Genomic DNA, 22,071 nt, shown 5'->3' with positions numbered 1-22,071 from the left:
ACAACATAATCTTAGGTGTTTTTTGGTGAGTTGCTTTTGTGTTAAAAAGCAATGTAATTACATCCAAAAAGTGGTCAGGAAAGGTATTGATTTTATTGAGGTTTTTATTTTGCTATTTTTAAGCTAAATCAATCACTTAAACAACCTAAGCAAAGCGCTGACACACAACAAATCAACAAAACCACAAATAGCGCCCTAATAACAGCAAATTAACCGCTCCAAACCCTTTTTTTAACGAAAATTTAAAATTAAATAAAATCAACAAATTATAAAACACCTCAAAAAAAGGGTTTTCAAAGATGAAATTGTTGTTTATCTTTATACAACAAGATTTATCAAATCTTGAGTTCTACCTTAACGCCGTATAGGCGGTTTAGAAACCAACAAAATTTGTAATATATCTATTCACTATCCTTAACGCCGTATAGGCGGTTTAGAAATGATAACCGATACAAAAACCTATCTCTGATCACCTTAACGCCGTATAGGCGGTTTAGAAAGGTACTCAGTCACAAGCGCCACTTAAGGGCTTCCTTAACGCCGTATAGGCGGTTTAGAAATAAATTTATTATTTTGCACTAAAATTTTTTGACCTTAACGCCGTGCAGGCGTTTAATTAAAATAAAATAAATCATATAATTATAAAAACATAATATCTTCCAAAAAAGATGGTTATGTTGTTTGTCTTGTTCCGGCGTCAGAATGTGCCGACAACAGATCGAGGTTAGCACGCCAAACAGGGATGTTTGGCGAGTTTGTGCTTCGTCGGGAGCGCATCATAGCCGGTGCGTTAAGACCGAGCGCCGGCGTCGGGTAGCCGTAGGCCACATTCTGCAGCCAAAGCGTGGGTTGTTAGGGAATTCGCTTTAATTCCCTAACTCGGACGTGGTCACTGTGGCTATTTTGTTTACCAAAGGTCAAAACGTCCGAAACCACCGTACCTAATTCATTCTATCCACCAACCCAAAAAGGCCTGATTTTCCGCTCAAAAATCGGTCAGAAAAGGTATTGATTTTATTAAAGTTTTTATTTGGTGGTTTTTAGCCAAAACCACCACCCAAACCCTTCCCAAAAACACACCAACATAAGCTGACTTAAGCCTTAACAAAACCTTAAAATTTTTAACAAAAAACTAGCGCATTCTTAATTAATCGGTTATAATTCAATCTCTTTCAAAACAAGAGAGAGCTCATCAGTTAAGCAGTCAGTTTTAAAAAATTTAAATAAAACAAAAAATTACTTGACAGGATAATCGAAATGCGCTACCATGCATGGCATCTGGCATCTGGCATCTGGCCTGCCAAACCTACGCCCTAAATCTTTTTCATTTTCGCTGTAGTCTAAATCAGACTCAGTTCTTATTTGTATCACCTAAATTATCAAAATCATTGCATTTAACGAAGTCGCCATGTTTATCGGCAGTGTTATCACCAAGGCCGAGACACTTATCTTTTCTATCTAAATTATCAGACTTACTTAAATTATTTAGATTACCTAAATTGCCGTTGTTCTTTGCGTTGCTACTCTTATTGTCGTATGCGCAGTGTTCTATAGCATTGACGGCAAATACATCAAAGGAAATAGAGGGTAGTGCGCCATATTTAACGTTCGACGGTGGTCGGACAAAGGTAACAGATGCAGACAATTTGTTGTCTATAAGATTGCAGGATGGTCGGGTTATCACGCCATCTACTAATCCATCAAGTGCAGCAAATCCGATAAGTTTGCCGTATGTGGGGAGTAACTTAGGTCATATAACAATGGTCGTCCCGTCATCACAGAGTTCAATTAGTATGAATGATTTGGTTGTTCAGGGTAATTGGGAAGATGATGATGGGGATGGACAGGGGGCTAATGGAGTAACGGCTACAGGGAGTATATCGGTATCGTTTACGGATAAAAATGGCAATACTGTTAATCGTAGTGATGCATTGGATATATGTAATGCTCCTTATAGGGTAAGGTTAGTAAGTACAGAAGGAAGTTTAACTACCCAGTATGGGGTGCCAAGGAGTAGTAATTTCGGTGGAGCTATGGTGGATTATTATATCAACCCGTATAACACTGTTGCTCGTGTTTGTTACGCAAGGCCGAATTTGTACTTCGGTGGTACTGGTGCTACAGTTAATAATATCCGTGACGATTCCCATTACGCAGGCCCATCTAACATATGGAGTCCTACAAAGGGCTTTTTAACTCAATCTAATGATTATTCATCTTACGACCAAAATTTTCCGACAACGGGTGCTGATGGATTGTATTTTGATTTAGAGTTGCCTGCTGGAGTAGATGGAAGTCAGTTGACGTGGCCTGTTGTCACGAATGGTAGTATAAGAGCAACGGTAAGTTGGACAAAGCCGCGTTCTGGTGCATTCACAGACCCACATGGAAATATTCTACAAGCCGATGAATGGATTAGAGATAAATCCAGTTATGTCACACGGGTAACGTTAAGCGGTCCTAGGGCGGATAGAACTCAGATAAATACAAATAATCCTAGTCCTCTAGCCGTACCATCTTTGCCGCAGAAATTTGAGTTGGTTGGTAGAGATAGTCGAGGTAATGAGGTGAGGTATGGATTTGTGTTAAAGCAATGGTTCGTCCATCGTGGTAAAAAATGGGATAGTCAGTATAATCAAATATCTTGGTGTAGTAGTTTGGGTTATCGTTTACCACAGGTCAAGGATTTAACTAACGCGGTGCGCACAAATAGTCCTTCTATTTCTGGCGCCAGGCCTAGTTCACCTGCTAGTTATTATCAGCGTCACATAGGTGCTGGTTTTTTCACGGAGTGGGGCGTCATGTACCGCTACGCTGATGTGGGCTTCGTCCACTACGGCTACTGGACGAGTGACACAACAGGTAGCAATGGGTTCGATGTCTACTCACAAAGCGGAGACATCTACAGCGACAGCGTTTCCGATAGCCGCTACGCTGTTTGCTCCTCACCTTAACTTTTATTTCATAGTCCTTAATCCTTGGGCCACGGGGGGTTATAGTGCAGATAGAGGATAATTTATCAAAGAATAAAGACCCCGCGTACGTTGGGGCATTTCCCTTAGGGTTGCGCTGTTGCGGCGAAGCCACAATCGCGCCGCCCCCGCCGCCGACGCTGAAAGCGTGGTTGGCAATTCTAATGATTACGTTGTGGTGGTTTAAATTTGTGGTCTATTTATAGTACGGCAAGGTTTCGGACGTTTTGACCTTTAGTGAACAAAATAGCTACAGTGACCACGTCCGAACAAAGGGAATTAAAGCTAATTCCCTTTGCAATCCCACGCTTTGGCTACAGAATGTGGCCTACGGCACTACTCGTATCATCCTGATACTCGCCTCTACGAGGCCATCTTCGCTGTGCTCAGATGTTCAAATTTGTTCCAGACAAATTTGTCCGACGCCGTCGCTCGGTCTTAACTCACTGTTTGTGGACGTGCTCCCGGTGCACCACAAACTCGCCAAACGTCCTGTTTGGCGTGCTAACCTCGCTCTGTTGTCGGCACATTCTGACGCCGGAGCAAGACAAACAACATAATCTTAGGTGTTTTGGGGTGAGTTGTTTTTGTATTAAAAAACAATGTAATTACATCCAAAAAGTGGTCAGGAAAGGTATTGATTTTATTTATTTTTTCGTTTAATTCAAAACACACCAAATTATTCAATATAACTATAGCTATATTACCACTAAGGCAAAAACTTCCCAAAAAAACCTAATCTTATCAATCCAACAATTCGTTAGCTATCAAGCAATTTTGTAAAAATGTGGTATAGATCATGGGTTTAGGACTTATGTCCTAGTTGAAAGCGAAAAGCCATTACTATACTTAAGGTCATTTTTTCAAATAGTTAAGAAATATTATGACAGCACATATTAATGCAAAGAAAAATGATTTTGCTCAAACCGTTATTATGCCTGGTGATCCTTTGCGAGCAAAATTTATTTCCGAAACTTATTTAACAGATGCAAAGCAAGTTTGTAATGTACGTAACATGTTAGGTTATACCGGAACATATAACGGTATTCCTGTTTCTGTTATGGGACACGGAATGGGGATTCCGTCAATTACGCTTTATGCCCATGAATTAATCAATGATTTTAATGTAAAGCGTATTATTCGTATCGGTAGTTTAGGTGCAACGCAGCACAGCGTAAAAATGCGTGATGTGATTTTAGCCGTTGCCGCTGGGACTGATTCAATAACTAATCAAAAAAGAGCAAATGGTTATAACATTGCTACTTCTGCTACTTTTTCTTTATTACATAGTGCTTATGAAACTGCCAAAGTTATGAATATCCCCGTTAAGGCTGGCAATGTCTTTAGTGGTGATCTTTATTATGATCCTGATGAATCGTTAATTAGTACTTTAGAAAAATCAGGCGTTCTAGGTATTGATATGGAGGTGGCCGGTTTATATGGTATTGCTCAACAATTCAATATTGAGTCTTTAGCTATTTTAACTGTTTCTGATCATTGCCTAACTGGTGAGGAAACCTCTGCAGAAGAAAGACAGCTGACATTTAACAATATGATTAAGCTAGCCTTACAAGTTGCTATTAAACCTTGAATTACCATGCTAAATCATTTTTAGGATAATGTTATGAAACATAAGCTGTTACTCACCCTAATTAGTTTTTTGGCTAATTTTATTATGGCGGGTTTTGCCAGCCAATTTGGTATGTTAATCGAACCGATTGCACAATGTTTTCATGCTGATGTCAGTACGATTGCTTTTATCTTTTCTTTACTTAATGGTGGGGCGTTAGTTGGTACTATTTTAGCTTTTTTCTTGATCGATATTATTGGTATCAAACGCATCACTCTATTAAGTTACATACTTATTGTTGTATGTACATTGATGTTGTATTTCACTAATTCATTAATAGTGTTAGATATTTGCATGTCATTAATCGGTTTGTGTGGTGGTGTTGGGCTATGTATCGCAGGAACAATAGTCGTTTCTATTTGGCAAAATAGAGTCCAAAGCACTATGTTGGTTGTGCAAGATGCAACGTTTAATATTGCTGGTGTTATCTTTCCGCTTATTACCACTTATGCTTTAACCCATTCTTTATCGTGGGCGAGTAGCTATTTAACGGTGGGTCTTATTGCGGTATTGACGCTAGTGATTATTTTGGTTACCAATTTTGATTTGATCATAACTTCTAAAGAGGTTGAAAAACAAAATAATAATCAAAAATCAGAATGGAATTTTGGCATTTTATCGGCTGGTATAGGGTTATTTTTGGCTATGTTGGCTTTATACACTTTTCTAACTTGGGCACCACTTTTTGTTAGTCAAAAATTTACGATTAGCTTTGAAGATGCCGGAAATATCATTACGCAATATTGGGCTGCTGCATTAATTGGGGCGTTAGTTTCAACCGCTATTGTTTCACGAGTTAAAATTCATCATTTTTTTATGACAATCATTTTGTTAGCCTTTGTGATAACAATTGCGATTGTTAATACTCAGGATCTTAATCACATTAGTTATTTCACTTATGGCTATGGATTTGTTTGTTCTGCACTATATAACTCTTTTGTTGCCTATGGGGTTACATTTGTTAAAAATGCATCAAGTAAAAATGTGTCTTTTATTCTTGTTAGCGGTAGTGCTGGGGCAATGTTTAGCCCTGCAATTAGTTCTTTATTCCAAGAATATTTTGGTACGCAAATTATTATGAATGCAATTCCAGTTTTTTATGCAGTTATTATTGTAATGTTGGTTATTTCTCAGTTGTTGAAGCGGAAAAATAACCTGAAGTGAAGGGAAATATCATGAGGAATTATTATAAATTATCAAAGTTAACATTAAGCATGCTTTTGATTTGGTTTGGTGTTGCTAACGTTAATGCTGCTGATTATAAAGATGGTAACTTACATAAAAATGATTATGGTTGGTTGCAGTTAAATTTGATGCAAAGTGTCGATGCTAAAATACCGTATGATATAAAAAATGATACTTATCTTGAGACGGAGTTTGGTGCTCGATATGGTGTTTTGGATCTATATGGCTATGTTGATATCTTCGACATTTTTGATCGTAAACATGATGATCGATATGGGGGCGATAATTTCTTTGCTAAAATTTCACCAAGAATTTCACTTGATGGTCTATTCCAATCGGATTTTTCGTTTGGAGCAGTTAAAGAGTTGTATATTGCTAGTGTAAATAATATTGGTGATCGAGAGTTGTTTGAACAATATTTAGGAATAGGCGCCGATGTGGATATGCCATGGTTTGGTGTGATGGGTATGAACGTTTATGCGCGCTATGTTCGTGAAAACTATAATGAACCTAATGAAGGTAAGTGGGATGGTTATATGTATTCAACAAGTTGGTCAAAACCCATTTATCAATTTACTAATCAAAGTACAATCAATTATCAAGGCTATTTTGATTATCAATTTGGCGCCAATAAAATAACCGATAACTCATTGTATAGTAATAATGCTATTGAATGGTATAATGGTTTTTATTGGCATAGTGATCATATGGCATTGGGTTATGGATTAAAGTATTTTCATAATATGTCATTGATTAAAAATAAATCTGGAGCAGGGAAAACCAGCGGTATCGGTCATTATTTTAGTTTTAGTTATAAATTTTAATTAAAATAATGTTATATTTTAAAAAATAATTTTTTGAATAAAAACGATAAGTTATACGATGGTGGCTAAAATTATATGCAGTTGAAGTCTTTAAATAAAGGTCGGTTTAGTACATATTGGAAAAATAACAATAATTTGATTGAGTCCGTTATTAAACAATGTGTTGTTGAAACAAAAATTGTCGATGAAAAATCGGTTTTGTTCCGTCAGGGTTGTAAGGTTAATGATTTAGTTCTAGTTTATAATGGAATGATTTCTATCCGTTACGAAGCCGCTAATGGACGTCGTTTTCATCTTGGTACGCTTGATTGCGATGAACACATTCTTGGTGAAATGGAATTCTTTACGGGGTATTTATGCCAATTTGATATCATTGCTGAAGAGGCGTTAACATTGTCAATTGTTAGCGCCGATAAATTATATCAATCGTTGATTGAATACCCTAAATTAGCATTGTTTTTTGCTACTGCAATTGCTTTTGATTATCAAGATACGTTAGATATTTTCTTAAAGAGAACTTTATATTCAATTTGTTATAATATTGCGTTCGATCTTTATCAGCATTATTTAAATATACATCCAGTAAGTAGTTTCCAAAAAAACTACTTAGAAGCAGAACGTTTTGGTACCACCGATCGTGTTTATCGTCGAGCTGTGAGTGAGCTAGTTAAATTAGATATTGTTGAAAAAAATGAAGGAAAACTAGAAATCAAAAGTATGGAAAAGCTTAAAGAATTTATTAAATGCAATGATAAGATTTCAGATTAGGATATTGTTGAATATTTTATATTCAACAAATGAATAGATAAAAACGCGCCACTATGCAATATAATATTATGGCTATAAATAGCCTATGCAATGTGGCTATTTTATCTATTAATCTAAACATCTTATGTTGAGCTACTAACAAATAAAATAGAAAAAATTTTACAAATCCATACAATGAAAACATCAATTAAAACTCATTATTCAATTGTGAGGTAAGGCGGATTCTGTTATACTGCATTCCCGTCTGATTCTTGTATGTTGTATTGGTTTTGATGTCTAAAAATCGATGCAATATTGTTCTAATAAATTAATAATGGTCTAATATTAATGGTCACGAATTATATTTTTGTTACAGGCGGTGTCGTTTCTTCTCTTGGTAAAGGCATTGCCGCAGCATCTCTCGCTGCAATTTTAGAAGCCCGCAATTTAAAAGTCACCATGCTCAAGCTTGATCCCTACATTAATGTCGATCCGGGCACAATGAGTCCTATTCAACATGGTGAAGTGTTTGTGACTGAAGATGGAGCTGAAACCGATCTTGATTTGGGTCATTATGAACGTTTTATTCGCACTAAAATGACGCGAAAAAATAATTTCACTACAGGTCGTATTTATTCTGATGTGTTACGCAAAGAGCGTCGTGGCGATTATTTAGGAGCAACGGTTCAAGTTATACCACATATCACTAATGCAATTAAATCACGCGTGATTGATGGGGCAAAAGGTTTTGATGTTGCCATTGTTGAAATCGGTGGTACAGTAGGTGATATTGAATCTCTTCCATTTTTAGAAGCGATCCGTCAATTAGCGGTGGATGTGGGTCGTGAACACACGTTATTTATGCACTTAACGTTAGTGCCTTATTTAGCATCTGCTGGTGAAGTTAAAACCAAACCAACGCAGCATTCAGTGAAAGAGTTACTGTCAATTGGTATTCAACCGGATGTATTAATCTGCCGTTCTGATCGTATTATTCCTGCTCATGAACGGGCTAAGATCGCACTATTTTGTAATGTGCCTGAGCGTGCTGTTATTTCGCTTAAAGATGTTGATTCTATTTACAAAATACCTGCGTTATTAAAATCGCAAAACTTAGATACCTTCGTTTGCAAACGATTTAATCTTGAATGTAAAGAAGCCGATTTATCGCAATGGGAACAAGTGATTTATGAAGAAGCGAACCCAGTGGGTGAAGTAACCATTGGTATGGTGGGTAAATATATTGCTTTACCGGATGCTTATAAATCAGTGAATGAAGCGTTAAAACACGGGGGATTAAAAAATCGTTTAACGGTGCACATTCGTTATATTGATTCAGAAGATCTTGAATCGCGTGGAACAGAATTACTTCAAGGCTTAGATGCGATCTTAATTCCAGGTGGATTTGGTTATCGTGGCGTTGAAGGTAAAATTATGGCAGCTCGTTATGCGCGTGAAAACAAAATCCCATATTTAGGTATTTGCCTTGGTTTACAAGTGGCTATGATCGAATATGCACGTAATGTTGCAGGTATTAAAGATGCTAACTCAACCGAATTTGTTAAAGATTGTGCAAACCCAATTATTGCTTTAATCACAGAATGGAGCGATGAATCTGGCAATGTAGTACAACGTAATGAAAATAGTGATTTAGGTGGCACAATGCGTTTAGGTTCGCAAATTTGCCATTTAGAGCCTAATTCATTAGTATACGATATGTATAAAAATGAGTCGATTACTGAGCGTCATCGTCATCGTTATGAAGTGAATAATAATTTATTACCTGAAGTGGTTAAAGCTGGGTTAAAAGTGACTGGTCTTTCAACGGATAGAAAGCTAGTTGAGATCATTGAAGTTCCAGATCATCCATGGTTTGTTGCGTGTCAGTTCCATCCGGAATTCACCTCTACACCACGTGATGGACACCCACTGTTTAGTAGTTTTATTAAGGCTGCCAAAGCTTATCAAGAGCAGCAACAAAAATAGTTTTGAATTAAAATTTTTAATATATCTGTCATATAGAGGAAAATAACATGGCAAAAATCGTTAAAGTACATGGTCGTGAAGTCATCGACTCTCGTGGTAATCCAACTGTTGAAGCCGAAGTTCATTTAGAAGGCGGTTTTGTTGGCCTTGCAATTGTTCCATCAGGTGCATCAACGGGTTCACGTGAAGCGTTAGAACTTCGTGATGGTGACAAATCTCGCTTTTTAGGCAAAGGCGTATTAAAAGCAGTTGAAAACGTAAATGGACCAATCGCTAAAGCTGTTGTTGGTAAAGATGCATTAGATCAAGCTGCTATTGACCAAATCATGCTTGATTTAGATGGCACTGATTTCAAATCTAATTTAGGTGCTAACTCAATTCTTGCCGTATCTTTAGCAACCGCTAAAGCTGCCGCAGCTGCTAAAGGTGTTCCTCTTTATCAACACATTGCTGACCTTAACGGCACTCCAGGTCAATACTCAATGCCATTACCAATGATGAACATCATTAATGGTGGTGAGCACGCGGATAACAACATTGACTTACAAGAATTTATGATTCAACCAGTTGGTGCTAAAACAGTACGTGAAGCAATTCGCATGGGTTCTGAAGTATTCCACAACTTAGCTAAAGTATTACATGCTAAAGGCATGAACACTGCTGTTGGTGATGAAGGTGGTTTTGCGCCTAACTTAGATTCAAATGCTGAAGCGTTAGCTTGCATTAAAGAAGCGGTAGAAAAAGCTGGTTATGTATTAGGTAAAGACATTACTTTAGCGATGGACTGTGCTGCTTCTGAATTTTATAACAAAGAAACAGGTAAATATGTATTAAAGGGTGAAGGTAATAAAGAGTTCACTGCACAAGAATTTACTCACTACCTAGAAGGTTTAACAGAACAATATCCAATCGTATCAATTGAAGATGGTTTAGATGAAAGCGATTGGGAAGGTTGGGCATACCAAACTAAAGCTCTTGGCCACAAAATTCAATTAGTGGGCGATGATTTATTTGTAACTAATACTAAAATCTTCAAACAAGGTATTGAAAAAGGTATTGCTAACTCTATCTTAGTTAAAGTAAACCAAATCGGTACATTAACTGAATCTATCGCTGCAGTTAAAATGGCTAAAGATGCCGGTTATACCGCTGTTATCTCTCACCGTAGTGGCGAAACAGAAGATTCAACAATTGCTGATTTAGCAGTTGGTTTAGCTGCTGGTCAAATTAAAACTGGTTCAATGAGCCGTTCTGACCGTGTTGCTAAATATAATCAATTAATCCGTATTGAAGAAGCTTTAGGTTCAAAAGCACCATTCAATGGTTTAAAAGAAGTTAAAGGTCAATAATTAGTTTTTATAAACTAAATTATCACTAAAAAACGGTGACCAGTTCACCGTTTTTTATTTTCATATAATTTTAACCTACTTAATGTAGGAATGGTTGCACCGACTAAAGTTGTGTTGTACTCTTATTGTTTGATTTTTTTATGACTTATTAATAACTAATCCGTATTGATTAATTTAGTCGCCCTATAATTGTTAAAATAACTAACTCGATTTAAAGTTCTACTTATGAATAATATTACGAATATGTCTCAGCCAAAAAGTAAATGGCAACTCTTTAACTGGCTCTATACCGGTAAATTATCGCTAAACGAATTATGGCTTAACCCGACCTATCGTTATAAGTTTTTTTTAAGAACCTTGTTCTTAAGCCCAATTACTCTCAAATGGCTTGATAAATTAAGACAGTATCCATTGCTTGGCTATTATTTCTCGTGCCAAACTAATTTACCATGTAAATTACAACGTCCTTATTTGGCATCTTGTTTGAGCCAAAAAGAACGTTATGATGCATTGGCCTACCATTATGACTTTTTAGCAAAACAACCCGATAGCGTAACTAAAGCTTTTTATAATCCGCAATCGCCTTTTGTATTGGCGAATGTTGCTGTTAAAAATGAAACGAATATCCAAATTGCCGTTCAAGCTCGTAACAAATTTGCCAGAGAAGGCGAAGTAAGCCTTTATTTTTATGATAGCGATGGAATTGATTTAACTACATTAACGTTTTCAATTGTTGAATATCAAGGCAAGCCAACGCTCTTTATTGCTGGATTACAAGGCACAGGACACGATGACGCACGTACTCGCGTACAAAAAGCAACTAAAGCCTGCTATGGGCTATTTCCTAAACGTGTTGCAGTTGAAGCTGTATTAACTGTTGCCCGTTACTATCAATTAACGCAAATTGTTGCCGTGGGTAACAAAACTCATATTTATAACAATTGGCGCTATAATAGCCGTCAAGAACGCATTTTGTCTGATTATGACGATTTTTGGTTAACCCTTGATGGAAAACAAGATACTAATGGTTTATTTATACTACCAAACCAAATTAATCGAAAATCAATTGAAGAAATTGCCAGTAAAAAACGCTCAGAATATCGTAACCGCTATGCGTTATTGGATCAGCTTCAAATTAATATTGAGCAAACGTTAGCATCATTAACCTAATGATTAGTAGTAATATATTAAAACGTATGCTTACCCCATAATTTAACAATGTAAGCAAGGAATAGTTAAGGAATAAAATATGTATTTTGGTATTCTTATTGCGCTAATACCGTTGGGTTTAGGCTATTTAATTAAAATTAAAAACAACAGCTGGATGACCAAAATTAACCAAACGTTGAGTTGGATGGTTTACCTTATTTTATTCATTATGGGCGCTGAGCTTGCTCATTTAGATAATTTAACCACTAATTTGCAAATTATTTTATATTATGCAATTGTTCTTTTTATTTGTACATTTGGTGGGAATTTTATTGTTTTAATTATTTTTGATTACATTTTCCCTCGCAAGGCAGATAAAACAGATCATACTTATGCTTCACGTTTTAAAATGATTATTGAGTCATTACGTGTTTGTATTGCATTAATTATTGGGTTTATTTGTGGATTATTGCCATTATTTATTTGGCAATATGCTGAAAACATTACTCAGGTTGTATTGGTTTTTTTATTATTCTTAATCGGAATTCAACTACGTAGTAATAATATTTCAATAAAGCAAATTCTACTCAACAAAATAGGTATAGTGACAACACTATTGGTTGTGATAAGTGCTTTCCTTGGAGGCGTTATTGGCTCATTTATTTTAAACCTACCAACGCGTGTTGGTCTTGCCATGTCTTCTGGTTTTGGATGGTATTCATTATCTGGTATTTTAATGACAGAAGCCCATGGTCCAATTATTGGTAGTGCTACATTTTTAAATGATATATTACGAGAATTGTGTGCGATTATTTTAATTCCTACATTGATTAAGCGTTATCAATTAACAACATTAGGACTATGTGGTGCAACATCAATGGACTTTACCCTACCAATGCTACAAAAAGGTGGGGGAATAGCCATTGTACCGGCAGCTATTGCTCAAGGTTTTTTATTAACACTTATAATGCCGATATTTATCACGCTATTTAACTATGGAGGGGTTGGGCTTTAGCTTAAAAAAGCAAAGCCTACTTAAATGGAGTAAAAAAAGTAATGGGAAAGTATAGTTTATTAAAAGGTAAAGTAAGACGTTTAAAAATATTGAAAGTAGATAAAGAAAAGGATCAAAATAAAAAAACTGAAGACTGTGATTTTATTGAGTCAATTTGGGGGCTATTTATCGAAATGCTGGGAGGATTTATTCTAATAACCGCAGCTATATGTAAGTTTGTTTATGAATTTGTCCTTAGTTTATTTACTTTTGGGTTACTACAAACCAAGCTATTAAAAGGCACACCATTTGTTTGTTATATCGGTAATGTCAAAGTTAAAGGTAAGCTAGAAAATGTCGCTTTTAACAATGGTGATTACGTCGAAATGGTCGTCAAACAAATTGATAAGAACAAATATCAAGCTTATGCCGTCCGCTTTCCTAAATATCATGCTTTATTTTTTCCTAAAGGAGTTGGTCTTTCGACGTTGCAATTGCTGAAATATTGTATGTTTGGTGTTGGATCGATAATATTATGTACCGATGGTTTTATTTTCATTAGCGTATTATTCAATCATGAGTGGGATTCTTTAGAAGTGATAGAAATTACCAAAACAAGCTGTATTGGCTTTGTTGCTTTTGTGTTCTTTTTTTTCTTCGTTTTTGGTGGGAGGTTAACTTTTATTTGTAACCGTATTTATGCCACTTTAGGTTATCCAAAACCATGGTTACACAACAGTTGGTATGAAGAATTTTTGTTTTCCAAAATGAATCGTCGTCGGGATCCTGAGCTATTTGATGATCCTCAAACGCCAGAATTTCAAAAAATTAGAAATAAAGATATACAGCCTTCAGCTAATTATTACTGTCGAACACCCATTATACCAAGTTGGGTAAATATTATAGATGAAAGTAAATATGATGTACAAATAACCAATCACCTAAAATAAACAAATTAAAAAGATTTCGTTTTTTTTAGATTGTGCTTAAATGACCTTGTTTAGGCACAAAAAATAGTGTGGTGTCGACCCCTTCGTGTTGTAGCAATTGAATTTTTTTATCTATACCTCCAGCATAACCCGTTAAATTACCGTTTGCGCCAATAACGCGGTGGCAAGGGATGATAATGGATATTGGATTATGCCCAACTGCGCCGCCTACTGCTTGGCTAGCCATGCTTGTTTGGTTTGTTTTCAGGGCGATCTGTTTTGCGATATCACCGTAGGTTGTGACTTTGCCATATGGGATATTACATAAAATTTCCCATACGAGCTGTCGAAAAGGGGAGCCATTTGGTGCAAGCTTAAGTTGAGATAGATTCGGTTTCTTTCCTGAAAAATAATCATCAAACCATTTTTTTGTCGAGTTAAAAATAGCTAAATTAGGTTTTTCTTCTGTTTGAGTGTTAATTGTATAACCAAAATATTTTTCGCCTTCAATCCAAGCTCCAACTAACTTATTTTGTTGGCTGGCTAGAGTAATTAATCCCATTGGGGATGAATAGTTGCATAAATAAAACATCTTGTCTTTTAACTCTATTCGATAAAAACGATGTTAAATTATGCTTGTTTATGATGATAATTACTACCAATTTATTTATCAATATTGTTTGAATAGTAAATAATAGGGAATATGGCTCATCAATGAGCCATATATTTTGCGGTTATTTAGTTTTGTTTTTGCCTTTTTCGATATAACTCATATCACCTAAGCTTTCGACAATAAATTTTCCATCATCAGTATAACGAATTTTAGTGACACTTGCGTTACCAAGCCCCTCTGTCACTGGTTTATCTAACCATTCTTCAGCCATAGCCATGATAGCCATACCGTGAGATACCACTAAGACGTTACCACCACCTTGTGCTTTAGCTGATTCGGCAATGGCTTTTAACGAGGCTTGCATACGTGTTTTTACTTTATTGTAATCTTCAGCTTCACCAGATTTTTCGACAGCGGCAATGGCATCCATCATTTTTTTAAGGGTGATGTTTCCTTTTGCGAAATCCGCCATTAAATCTTTATCCGTTGCATAACCTAAATGCTGTGCAGCAGGGGTCCACATGTTTGGATCAAGATCGCCTTCGAATTCACCAAAACAGGTTTCGCGTAGGCCTTCCATTTCGTTGATATTAATGGTTGTATCGCCTTTAGATTCTAAAACCACACGAGCTGTTTGACGTGCACGTCCCAAGTCGCTTGAATAAGCAGCAATAAATTTGACATCCTTTAAACCACGGCCAAGTTGCTCGGCAACTTCAACACCGGGTTTTATTAGTGGTGTATCTGACCAACCTTGAGCACGATGTACGTTATTGAACATGGTTTTGCCATGCCGAGTGACGTAAAGGTAAACATCATCAGCAAAAGCTTGTGATAGAGTTGAAATAGCGATGATTAATGAGCTGATTAATATAATAAATTTTTTCATGTTTTATCCTTATTTATAACAAGTTAAATCGGTAATCAATAACAGTTTCTGCAGAAAGTGTTGGTGAGCGTTGGGCTTTTCCATGTTTATCGAGTTTTGGTGTAATATCTGATCCGCTGGTGGTTTTGTAAGACCATCCATAACCTACTTTAGATAAAATAGACAGGTTTTTAAATGCACCGCTGGTTGGTTTCCATATGTCGAAAACATTTATTTCGCCATTTTTTAGTGTGTCATGTTTGTAATTAAATTCACCATAGTTCATATATAATCCAGTGCTGTTATCTTTGACAAAATCATAAGTTAGTACACTGGTGAAGACAAGTTCTCCATCACGCATATAGTCAGCACCTGCCGCGGCTAACCCATTAAAGCGACCTCGGGTGTTTTTACCTAAATGCCGGTTATAATATCCGATCGCATTGTGTTTGTTAGCATCAGTGTAAGCTAAGCCAAGTTTGACGCTCCAGTCATCTTCTTTCCATTCGACATCAGTTGCATAATGCCATGCATGATCTTCAAACTCTTTTTTGTTTTGTTTCATGGCGTCATAATTGTCAAGTGCATAGCTTCCATAGAATTGCCCGCCTAAAATCAATTTTTGCATTGGTTTATAGGATAATTCAACTACGTGGCGCCTTAGGTAATCTTTAGCAACACCATAAGAATAATCCAAAGTTAGATCTTTATCTTTATAAGCGATTTCAGCAGTTGAAATGTTATCGATGACTTTTTTACGATCGGCCGTTAAAAAATGTAATTTTTTAGCAGATTCTCGAGGAAGGGTACTATCGATATAGGCTAATGAAAAGTAGATGTTATCATATTTTAGTGTACCACTATAACCAAGATAGCTATGGCGAGTAAGATGTTTAGCGGAACTTATTATTCCAAAGTCTTTCAAACTATGCCAGCCTGCTTTACCCTTTAAATTGAAGTCGTCGTTTCCTAGTTTAATTTTTGCATAACGTTGGGTAAATTTATTAAAGCCTTGAGCGTTGTGTTTGTTATATCCTTTACCATCATTATAAAGTAAGTTACGGGATGCAAAGTAATCACTGGCTCCCAATTTTATTACGTTATCATAGGTAATATCAAATCCAATAGTATCAAATAGATAGCCAGACTTATAATCAAAACTAAATACTTGCCCCCAAGCACTGTGTACTTCTTTGGGTTGGGCTGCATTTTCTTTTAAATATTTCCAATGATTACGTGTAGAAAAATCAAATTTAGAATCTGTGAAAAAGGCATTATATAAGGCTGAATCATTATTCACTTGAGCCGCTAGAGCCGAACAAGTTGACAGACTCAGCAATGCAAGTGTGAGATATTTTACTTTCATTATTGTATTTCCTAACTTATGTTTAAATAAAAAATTAAAATTAATTTTTTATCTAGTGAATTCCATTATGTATGGATTATATTTTTATTTGTTTAATGCAGCTTTGCCTTTATTGACATATGTCATGTTACCAATTTCACTCACGTTATATTGACCATTTTTATAGGTAATTTTAACAACTGTTGCATTTGATAGCGGTTTATTTTTATCTTTGTTGTCAGTAAGATCATAAATCATCGCTTGCATTGACATTCCAGATGAAATAGCGAGAATAGTTTTTTCATGATTATGTTGTGCATTTTGGATGATGGTTTTTAACGCATCTTGTGTTCTTGCCTTCACTTGTTGGTAACTTTCTGCTTGGTGTTTGGGATCTGCTTTGGCAATTGAATTTATCATTACATCTATAGTTAGGTTGCCAGCTTGGTAATTTTTATAAAACGCATCGACAGAGTTATATCCTGCTAGTTTCATGCTAGCACGAACCATTTTTTTATTTGGTCCACCTTCAAAACCGCCAAAAAATACTTCACGTAATTCTTTAAGTTCACGAATTTTATAATCCTTAACACCTTTTTGTTTAAGAAGCTCTTGCATGGTTTCGCGTTGTCGCCCTGCATCACTTGTATAATAAGCATCAAACTGGATATCTTTTAATCCTTCGCCAAGATAGTGTGCAAGTTCAATACCTTGATCTGTAAGCGGCGAATCGGCCCAACCTTGTACTAAATCATAGGTATTAAATAAGGTTTTACCATGGCGAGCAAAGTAGATTGTTATATCACCATCAGCCTTGTTGTCTTTTGCTTTAGATGGCGAGTGGGCACAACTGGTTAGTAAAGCTGTAATAATGATTAACGTACTGGTTAGTAACGTTTTTATTGTTTTTTTCTTCATGTTATATTCCTTGAGTGGCTAACGGTTAGTAGGGCACACTCATTTTGTAAAATTTATTTTAGGATAATAGGGGAATTAGTTATCATCATTCCCCCTTAAATTATCTGACTATTTTAAATTCTCACCTCTAGATGAAATTACTGATTGATACCAGTAAAAGCTTTGTTTTTTATAGCGTTTTAATGTGCCAGAACCATCTTGGTTTAGGTCAACATAAATAAAGCCGTAACGTTTAGTTACCTCTGCTTTTGAGGCGCTAATAAGATCGATTGGCCCCCAACTGGTATAACCCATGACTTCAACGCCGTCGTTAATGGCTGCTCGGATTTGTACTAAGTGATCATTCATATAATTGATGCGGTAATCATCATGGATAGTACCATCAGCTTCGAGTGTATCTTTGGCACCGAGGCCGTTTTCGACAATAAATAATGGTTTTTGGTAACGTTCATAAAGTAAGTTAAGTAGATAGCGAATACCAACAGGATCGATTTGCCATCCCCATTCTGAGGCTTTAAGGTAAGGGTTTGGTACCATATCTAAGATATTACCTTTGGTTTTTTGCGACTCGTCAGCGGTTGCACAGCAGCTCATGTAATAACTAAACGAAACAAAATCGACGGTTTCTTTTAGATCTTGTTTGTCTTGTTCAGTAATATCGAGCTTGATGTTATGTTCTTTAAAGAATCGATTCATATAGGTTGGGTAATAACCTCTAACTTGAATATCACCAAAGAATAACCAACCGTGGTTTTCTTGATGTGTAGCCCAAACGTCTTCTGGTTTTGGTGTTAATGGGTAGGCAACAGCACCTAGTAGCATATTACCGATTTTGGCATCAGGGATGATGTCATGACATAATTTGACCGCTCGGCTGCTGGCGACAAGTTGGTGGTGAATAGCTTGGTAGATTTGCTGTTTTGTACTGTTTCTATCTAATCCTACACCTGTAAATGGTTCGTGTAATGACATGTTAATTTCGTTAAATGTTAACCAATATTTAACTTTATTTTTGTAACGTTCAAAGACGACTTTGGCATAACGCGTAAAAAACTCAATCACTTGGCGATTACCCCAGCCACCGTATTCAGTTACAAGATAATAGGGCATTTCGTAATGTGATAGGGTGACAAGTGGCGTGATATTGTGTTTTGCCATTTCGTCAAATAACTTATCATAAAACGCTAAACCATCTTCATTTGGTTGCTTTTCGTCACCATTAGGAAAAATTCGCGTCCAAGCAATAGATGTACGCAGACAGGTAAAACCCATTTCAGCAAATAGAGCGATGTCTTCTGGATAACGGTGATAAAAATCAATTGCGTTGTCTTTTATACTACTAATATCGTGCTTGTTTCGATCAATAATATCGCCAAACAGGCCATTAGGTGTGCAGTCTGATGTTGATAACCCTTTACCTGCCTTGCGATATGCGCCTTCAACTTGATTGGCGGCAATAGCACCACCCCATAAAAAATCACTAGGAAATTGTGTTGACATGTTTTACTCCTTATTTGCTGATAGCGATAATAATGCATCACCATTTTTGGTAATATCTTGTTTAAAAATACACTCTATATCTTGATAATTATCAGTATTAGTTATAATTATCGGTGTGGTTACTTCAAATCCTGCTTGTTTAATTGCGTCGATATCAAAACTAACTAATAGATCGCCTTTTTTCACTTTACTTCCTGATTCGATATGCGCTTGAAAGTGTTGCCCGTCTAATTTTACGGTATCAATACCAATATGAATTAATATTTCGGCACCGGAATTCGTTTGGAAACCAATCGCGTGTTTTGTTCTAAATAGTGATACTACTTCACCGTCATCAGGTGCTACGGCTTGACCAACAGTTGGGATGATGGCAATGCCTTTACCCATCAATTCATTGGCAAAAGTAGGATCGTTAACTTCGCTTAGTGGGATAACTTTGCCTGTCATTGGGCTGAAAATAGTGACGCTGTCGGTATTAGTTTGGTTGGTGTTGTCTTGGTTATTTTCTTCGTCTTTTTGAGTATCATTTTTTGATATCATGCTAATTTTATCTTGTGAAATGCCAAACAGATAAGTAGCGATTAAGGCAACGATAAACGAAATAATACAACCAAATACAACTGCGTAAAATTTTTCATCAATGCCGTGTTCAGGTGAAATTAATTGTAAAAATGAAAAGACATTAATAAAGCTAAAAGAATAAATCACACTATGGTAATAACCAACAATTGCACCACCAATAATTGCCGATAAGCAACCAATAATAAATGGTCTTTTAAGTGGTAAGTTAACACCGTAAATAGCCGGCTCAGTAACACCAAAAATACCCGATAATACCGAAGAACTTGCTAGCGCTTTAAATTCTGGATCTTTTGCTCTTAGCATTACAGCAAATACTGCACCAACTTGTGCAAACACGGCTGGAAATAATATTGGTAATAGAAAATCTTGATGAACAGTTGCTATATTGTTTAAACAAAGCGGAACAAGACCCCAGTGAATACCAAAAATCACCAATACTTGCCAAAGTGGTGCTAAAATCATCGATGCAATAATTGGGTTAAGTGCATACAAATATTCAATACCAGCAGCTATACAAGCACTACCATAAGTTACAGCAGGACCAATAAGCGCAAAGGTCAATGGCACTGTGATAATGAAGCCAAGTAATGGTGCAATGAATTTTTTGAATGAATCATGCATGATTTTATATAAATTTCGTTCTAATAACGAATAAAACCATGCAGCTAAAATAACTGGGAATACCGATGAGCCATAAGGAATTAAGTCAATCGGAATGCCAAATAGTTCAGTTTTTAGCAAAAGTTTGCCTGCCGGTATCATGTTGCTTACACTTGGGTGAAGCAATGCACCGCCAATAGCTAACCCCATATAAGGGTTACCACCAAACTTTTTAACGGCAGAAAAGCCTAAAATCATCGGTAAATAGTAGAGTGGAGCGTCGGATATTGCATCTAGAAACTTAAAAGTTGGTGTGCCTTTTTGGACAATATCTACTGTTTGTAATAGCGCAAACACTCCTTTTAAAATACCACCTGCCACCATGACGACTAACACAGGAATAAAAATATTTGATACTAAATCGATTAGTTTCGATAATAACCCCGATTTTTTATTCGATTGAGTTTTTTTGTTGTCGGTTTCGTTGAGATGAGTTAACTGCATAATGTCACTATAAACATCAGCAACATTATTGCCAATTACTACTTGAAATTGCCCACTACTTTGTACAACGGTTATTACACCTTTTTGTTTTTTTAGCACTTCGGCATCAGCTTTTGTTTCATCCTTTAGGACGAATCGTAAACGAGTTGCGCAGTGCACTAGGCTGATGATGTTATCTTTACCACCTATATTATTAATTATTGATTCGGCAAGCTCTTTGTTTTTCATACCTTATCCTTATTTTTGACAAAAAAAAACCTAGACCCCAAGCTTTGGGTCTAGGTTTTGCTTGCAAAGTAAACGTTTTTAACTTTGCAGTAACAATCCACTCAGTGATTTTTAGACTAGCACAAATTTACAGAATAGATAAGACTTCTATAATAATGATCACAAAAATGTGATTTACCTCACATTATGAATTTTTAAGTTCCGTACGCAGTCGCTCAATATGAATGGTTAAATACAGACTTTCATCATCAGAAAGCGGGTGCTGATATTGATGTATCAAATGCAGATCAATTTGCTTAGTACATAAATAGGCTTTTTTGTATTTTTGGCGGATAATTTCATACAAAGAAGCATCTTGTTGTGGTTGGGATTGTTGATTTAGTATACGGTGTGCAAAAAATTTTAAATGAGTGACAAAGCGCTGATAAGATAGGCAGTTTTCATCATATTCAAAGTTAAAATGGTATTTTACGATATTGAGTATTTCGCGCATGATTTTTGTCATATTAACAATATTAGGCATAGTGCCATTAAGTTGTGCATTAATTATATGGAATGTGATGTAACCTGCTTCGTCTTCTGGCAGTTCTACGTTTAGGCGTTCTTTAATTACCGATAGAGCATATAAACCAATTTTAAATTCTTTAGGATAGAATTTTTTGATTTCCCACAAAAAACCATTAGGAATATCAAAACCATGCTTATGGCGTTCAATAGCCCAATGAATATGATCGGTTAACGAAATATAGATACTATCTTGTAATTCACCTTCAATAAATTGTTTCGCATGATTAATAATAATTTCAGACGTGGTTAATATCTCAAGTGGGATCTGCGACAGTAACTCGGTAAATTTGAATGCTGTGTCTTTGTTTTCTAGTGAAAACTTTTTTTCGATAAGATTTGAATCAATTAAATCGCCTTCGCGTTTTTTAAAACCGATGCCACGGCCAGTAAGAATAAGCTCTTTCCCTTTTTCATCGATTGTCACAACAACGTTATTATTTAGTATTTTATGAACTTTCATTATATTTAATCTAACTTTTTAGATAAGCTATTATCAATCGCACTCAAAAAATAGAAAGCAGAAATATAAAAAAGTGTGATAAGTATCATACTTTTGCTAGATCAGTTATTGACAAATACCC

General features: G+C 36.0%; 17 protein-coding genes. 10 read left to right on the top strand and 7 right to left on the bottom strand.

The window, feature by feature from the left end; genetic code table 11:
- The first annotated feature begins 1,271 nt into the window (after positions 1-1,271).
- From GA0061081_RS03880 to GA0061081_RS03835, 10 genes are all read left to right on the top strand, one after another.
- Positions 1,272-2,954 carry a hypothetical protein gene (locus GA0061081_RS03880; RefSeq protein ID WP_141683327.1) on the top strand — a complete coding sequence of 561 codons (1,683 nt, stop codon included), beginning with the start codon at positions 1,272-1,274 and terminating at the stop codon, positions 2,952-2,954.
- A gap of 901 nt (positions 2,955-3,855) precedes the next feature.
- Complete coding sequence (deoD, locus tag GA0061081_RS03875; RefSeq protein WP_091347233.1) at positions 3,856-4,563, top strand: purine-nucleoside phosphorylase; 708 nt, start codon at positions 3,856-3,858, stop codon at positions 4,561-4,563.
- 33 nt (positions 4,564-4,596) lie between these two features.
- The gene (gene tsgA / locus GA0061081_RS03870) at positions 4,597-5,766 is read left to right on the top strand and encodes an MFS transporter TsgA (protein ID WP_091347231.1); all 1,170 of its coding nucleotides are present in this window, start codon (positions 4,597-4,599) and stop codon (positions 5,764-5,766) included.
- Positions 5,767-5,816: 50 nt separating this feature from the next.
- Positions 5,817-6,611, top strand: a complete 795-nt coding sequence (locus GA0061081_RS03865) for a nucleoside-specific channel-forming Tsx family protein (RefSeq protein ID WP_425337781.1) — start codon at positions 5,817-5,819, stop codon at positions 6,609-6,611.
- A gap of 75 nt (positions 6,612-6,686) precedes the next feature.
- Positions 6,687-7,379 (top strand): Crp/Fnr family transcriptional regulator, encoded by a 693-nt coding sequence (locus GA0061081_RS03860; RefSeq protein WP_091347227.1) that lies wholly within the window; start codon positions 6,687-6,689, stop codon positions 7,377-7,379.
- A gap of 327 nt (positions 7,380-7,706) precedes the next feature.
- Entirely contained in the window at positions 7,707-9,344 is a 1,638-nt protein-coding gene (pyrG, locus tag GA0061081_RS03855) for a glutamine hydrolyzing CTP synthase (protein ID WP_085247896.1), read from the top strand.
- A 47-nt stretch (positions 9,345-9,391) separates the two neighbouring features.
- Positions 9,392-10,693: a phosphopyruvate hydratase gene (gene eno / locus GA0061081_RS03850; RefSeq protein ID WP_086358974.1), complete on the top strand. Its 1,302-nt coding sequence runs from the start codon at positions 9,392-9,394 to the stop codon at positions 10,691-10,693.
- Between the two features lie 225 nt (positions 10,694-10,918).
- Positions 10,919-11,863 (top strand): VirK/YbjX family protein, encoded by a 945-nt coding sequence (locus GA0061081_RS03845; RefSeq protein ID WP_091347225.1) that lies wholly within the window; start codon positions 10,919-10,921, stop codon positions 11,861-11,863.
- A 79-nt stretch (positions 11,864-11,942) separates the two neighbouring features.
- Positions 11,943-12,857 (top strand): LysO family transporter, encoded by a 915-nt coding sequence (locus GA0061081_RS03840; RefSeq protein WP_091347223.1) that lies wholly within the window; start codon positions 11,943-11,945, stop codon positions 12,855-12,857.
- A gap of 41 nt (positions 12,858-12,898) precedes the next feature.
- On the top strand, positions 12,899-13,786 hold the full coding sequence (locus tag GA0061081_RS03835) for an ATP-dependent metallopeptidase FtsH/Yme1/Tma family protein (RefSeq protein WP_091347220.1): 888 nt from the start codon (positions 12,899-12,901) through the stop codon (positions 13,784-13,786).
- A gap of 25 nt (positions 13,787-13,811) precedes the next feature.
- On the opposite strand, the gene GA0061081_RS03830 is transcribed toward GA0061081_RS03835, so the two are convergent.
- The 7 genes from GA0061081_RS03830 to licT form a co-directional block, all read right to left on the bottom strand.
- Positions 13,812-14,357 (bottom strand): methylated-DNA--[protein]-cysteine S-methyltransferase, encoded by a 546-nt coding sequence (locus tag GA0061081_RS03830; RefSeq protein WP_091347218.1) that lies wholly within the window; start codon positions 14,355-14,357, stop codon positions 13,812-13,814.
- Between the two features lie 142 nt (positions 14,358-14,499).
- Positions 14,500-15,267: a histidine phosphatase family protein gene (locus GA0061081_RS03825; protein WP_091347216.1), complete on the bottom strand. Its 768-nt coding sequence runs from the start codon at positions 15,265-15,267 to the stop codon at positions 14,500-14,502.
- A gap of 13 nt (positions 15,268-15,280) precedes the next feature.
- Complete coding sequence (locus GA0061081_RS03820) at positions 15,281-16,612, bottom strand: OprD family porin (protein WP_091347214.1); 1,332 nt, start codon at positions 16,610-16,612, stop codon at positions 15,281-15,283.
- Positions 16,613-16,696: 84 nt separating this feature from the next.
- Entirely contained in the window at positions 16,697-17,509 is an 813-nt protein-coding gene (locus GA0061081_RS03815; RefSeq protein WP_091347211.1) for a histidine phosphatase family protein, read from the bottom strand.
- 108 nt (positions 17,510-17,617) lie between these two features.
- Entirely contained in the window at positions 17,618-19,009 is a 1,392-nt protein-coding gene (locus tag GA0061081_RS03810; RefSeq protein ID WP_091347209.1) for a glycoside hydrolase family 1 protein, read from the bottom strand.
- 3 nt (positions 19,010-19,012) lie between these two features.
- Entirely contained in the window at positions 19,013-20,923 is a 1,911-nt protein-coding gene (locus tag GA0061081_RS03805; RefSeq protein ID WP_091347207.1) for a beta-glucoside-specific PTS transporter subunit IIABC, read from the bottom strand.
- Positions 20,924-21,107: 184 nt separating this feature from the next.
- On the bottom strand, positions 21,108-21,950 hold the full coding sequence (licT, locus tag GA0061081_RS03800; protein ID WP_091347206.1) for a BglG family transcription antiterminator LicT: 843 nt from the start codon (positions 21,948-21,950) through the stop codon (positions 21,108-21,110).
- Positions 21,951-22,071: the final 121 nt, after the last annotated feature.

This window comes from Gilliamella bombicola (assembly GCF_900094945.1).
GTDB lineage: Bacteria > Pseudomonadota > Gammaproteobacteria > Enterobacterales > Orbaceae > Gilliamella > Gilliamella bombicola.
Note: the sequence above shows the minus strand (reverse complement) of the source record. Positions and strands in the feature narration are given on the sequence as shown.

Excerpts from the sequence above, each read along its gene's own strand:
- GA0061081_RS03865 (WP_425337781.1), top strand. The coding sequence starts at position 5,817 with ATGCTTTTGATTTGGTTTGGTGTTGCTAACGTTAATGCTGCTGATTAT.
- pyrG (WP_085247896.1), top strand. The coding sequence starts at position 7,707 with ATGGTCACGAATTATATTTTTGTTACAGGCGGTGTCGTTTCTTCTCTT.
- GA0061081_RS03825 (WP_091347216.1), bottom strand. The coding sequence starts at position 15,267 with ATGAAAAAATTTATTATATTAATCAGCTCATTAATCATCGCTATTTCA.
- GA0061081_RS03805 (WP_091347207.1), bottom strand. The coding sequence starts at position 20,923 with ATGAAAAACAAAGAGCTTGCCGAATCAATAATTAATAATATAGGTGGT.
- GA0061081_RS03845 (WP_091347225.1), top strand. The coding sequence starts at position 10,919 with ATGAATAATATTACGAATATGTCTCAGCCAAAAAGTAAATGGCAACTC.
- GA0061081_RS03815 (WP_091347211.1), bottom strand. The coding sequence starts at position 17,509 with ATGAAGAAAAAAACAATAAAAACGTTACTAACCAGTACGTTAATCATT.
- GA0061081_RS03810 (WP_091347209.1), bottom strand. The coding sequence starts at position 19,009 with ATGTCAACACAATTTCCTAGTGATTTTTTATGGGGTGGTGCTATTGCC.
- licT (WP_091347206.1), bottom strand. The coding sequence starts at position 21,950 with ATGAAAGTTCATAAAATACTAAATAATAACGTTGTTGTGACAATCGAT.
- GA0061081_RS03830 (WP_091347218.1), bottom strand. The coding sequence starts at position 14,357 with ATGTTTTATTTATGCAACTATTCATCCCCAATGGGATTAATTACTCTA.
- GA0061081_RS03860 (WP_091347227.1), top strand. The coding sequence starts at position 6,687 with ATGCAGTTGAAGTCTTTAAATAAAGGTCGGTTTAGTACATATTGGAAA.
- GA0061081_RS03880 (WP_141683327.1), top strand. The coding sequence starts at position 1,272 with ATGGCATCTGGCATCTGGCATCTGGCCTGCCAAACCTACGCCCTAAAT.
- GA0061081_RS03820 (WP_091347214.1), bottom strand. The coding sequence starts at position 16,612 with ATGAAAGTAAAATATCTCACACTTGCATTGCTGAGTCTGTCAACTTGT.
- eno (WP_086358974.1), top strand. The coding sequence starts at position 9,392 with ATGGCAAAAATCGTTAAAGTACATGGTCGTGAAGTCATCGACTCTCGT.
- deoD (WP_091347233.1), top strand. The coding sequence starts at position 3,856 with ATGACAGCACATATTAATGCAAAGAAAAATGATTTTGCTCAAACCGTT.
- GA0061081_RS03835 (WP_091347220.1), top strand. The coding sequence starts at position 12,899 with ATGGGAAAGTATAGTTTATTAAAAGGTAAAGTAAGACGTTTAAAAATA.
- GA0061081_RS03840 (WP_091347223.1), top strand. The coding sequence starts at position 11,943 with ATGTATTTTGGTATTCTTATTGCGCTAATACCGTTGGGTTTAGGCTAT.
- tsgA (WP_091347231.1), top strand. The coding sequence starts at position 4,597 with ATGAAACATAAGCTGTTACTCACCCTAATTAGTTTTTTGGCTAATTTT.